A 1,404-nucleotide genomic window follows, 5' to 3' on the forward strand; every position below is an offset into this window, starting at 1 on the left:
TTGAAAAATGCTGGTCATGGCTAAAAAGCCGCTAAGCCAAGCAACTAGAGCATTTTGAAACACTGCGAGAGGCTAGGTCGCACGTCCTCACGTAGAGCGTCCTAACCAACCTGGCGGTTGCTATAAAATCCACGGAAATCTAGATGGGAAAAACCCCAAACAACGAAAAGCGTGGTTGTGGGTGGCAGTCACGCCACTAGTGACATTTTTTGAGATTGCCCTAACTCGTTGTACCTCTGCTTCTGGCAAACCTACTGGGTCAAAATTTTGGTGGTATTTTAAACTCAGACCGTCATGGTGCGTATAACTGGGTAGACAAGGAACGTCGGCAATTGTGTTGGGCACATCTGCGACGGGAATTCATTAAAATCTCGGAACGTCCTGGGGTATCTAAAGAATTAGGGACTGCATTGGTTAAACAACAGGAGAAGCTGTTTGAATTGTGGCATCGAGTACTATATGGAACTTTGAAACGTTGTCAGTTTCAATTGCTAGCCCTTGGAGATACGTGAAGCGGTCAAGTTGACTTTAAAACAAGCAGATTCTTACTCGATTGGGTCACAGGAGAAAACACCCCTTGCTAAAACTGTCCGCACTTGTCGCCAACTACTCAAAGTTGAACCAGCTTTATGGTTGTTTGTGAGTGTTGAGGGTGTGGAACCAACAAATAATGCAGCAGAAAGAGCCATCCGTCCAGCAGTAATCTGGCGGCGTACCAGTTAAGGTTGCTCAGACTCAAGCAGGGAGTGCTTTTGTTGCTCGTATGTTAACTGTTGTGACAACATTGAAGTCCCAGCAGCGTAATGTCTTGGAGTTTTTGACAAATGCAATTCCCCGCTGCACGCGCAGGTAAACCTGCCCCTTCGTTACTCCCATAGGTAGCTATTTCTGATCACGACCATGAGCAAGAGCTAGTGATCGCAGCTCAATAATTTTATTTCATTATTACTCCTGCCGGGTGTGTTTTTTTGATGATTACAACCCCCCTGAACGGTTACGACAAAAACGACCACTACTCCCCGAACGTGGAGTCAAACCATGAAGCAATAAAATTAAGCAGCTATCAACAAATTATCTTATAAGTTAACAGAACCAGTACCGGACTATTCCATACAAGAAGTAGATATCAATGGCAGTAAACTTCGAGCTTGTGAACCGGAGCGAGCAGCAACAACAGCTTGTACTAAAAATTCGAGAACATCACGCTTCTGAGACTTTAGGGTTGTAACCACTGTCAACATTCTGGCCACAAAATCACTACCAGCTTGAGTCTGAGTCCTGACTGACGGACACTTTTTTTTGTACATTTAGCAGTACATTTAGGCCCAGGCATCAAATTCCTGAATCAGAGAGAAGGTAATCTTTCGATAGTAGCGGTCACGAGCTTTTTGGGAAGCGAAACAA

The 1,404-nt window shown here is 44.7% G+C and carries 2 protein-coding genes and 1 pseudogene; 2 read left to right on the plus strand and 1 reads right to left on the minus strand.

Going from position 1 to position 1,404, the window contains the following annotated elements; genetic code table 11:
- Positions 1 to 254 precede the first annotated feature (254 nt).
- Together F6K49_RS49180 and F6K49_RS49185 are read left to right on the plus strand one after the other, a co-directional pair.
- Complete coding sequence (locus F6K49_RS49180; protein WP_293086289.1) at positions 255 to 512, plus strand: transposase; 258 nt, start codon at positions 255 to 257, stop codon at positions 510 to 512.
- 85 nt (positions 513 to 597) lie between these two features.
- Positions 598 to 832, plus strand: a pseudogene (locus tag F6K49_RS49185) (transposase); the annotation flags it as partial.
- A gap of 271 nt (positions 833 to 1,103) precedes the next feature.
- On the opposite strand, the gene F6K49_RS49190 reads toward F6K49_RS49185, so the two are convergent.
- Positions 1,104 to 1,307: a hypothetical protein gene (locus F6K49_RS49190; protein WP_293110026.1), complete on the minus strand. Its 204-nt coding sequence runs from the start codon at positions 1,305 to 1,307 to the stop codon at positions 1,104 to 1,106.
- Positions 1,308 to 1,404: the final 97 nt, after the last annotated feature.

This window comes from Moorena sp. SIO3I6, assembly GCF_010672095.1.

Bases quoted from the DNA above. Each gene is read 5' to 3' on its own strand.
- F6K49_RS49190 (WP_293110026.1), bottom strand. From the start codon at position 1,307: ATGTACAAAAAAAAGTGTCCGTCAGTCAGGACTCAGACTCAAGCTGGT.